Here is a 276-nt window from a genome sequence, read left to right on the forward strand (position 1 = left end):
GGCTAGTATTAGAGGCTAGAACAAAAGGTTTTGTACTTAATAGGGTGGCCTTTGACGCTTCAGGAAATCCTATTGGAATACCGGCAAGTAATTTTGTAGAAGGAATGATGGTGTATGATGTTACCAACAAATGTTTGAAATTATATACCTCAACAGACGGAGGAAATACATTCAATTGGAAATGTTTAACCTCGCAAACCTGTCCGGATTAAAATTCAGATGACATTTAAAAAATTAAAAATAATAATGAAAAAAATATTAATTCCCCTTATAATC

At 32.6% G+C, this 276-nt stretch carries 1 protein-coding gene; it reads left to right on the top strand.

Translation table 11 applies throughout. The features are described from left to right. On the top strand, positions 1-212 hold a 212-nt coding region (locus SB725_RS31020; protein ID WP_410923222.1), incomplete at its 5' end, for a hypothetical protein. Between the last annotated feature and the right edge of the window lie 64 nt (positions 213-276).

Source organism: Pseudomonas sp. SIMBA_041, assembly GCF_046535095.1.
Lineage (GTDB): Bacteria > Pseudomonadota > Gammaproteobacteria > Pseudomonadales > Pseudomonadaceae > Aquipseudomonas > Aquipseudomonas mucoides.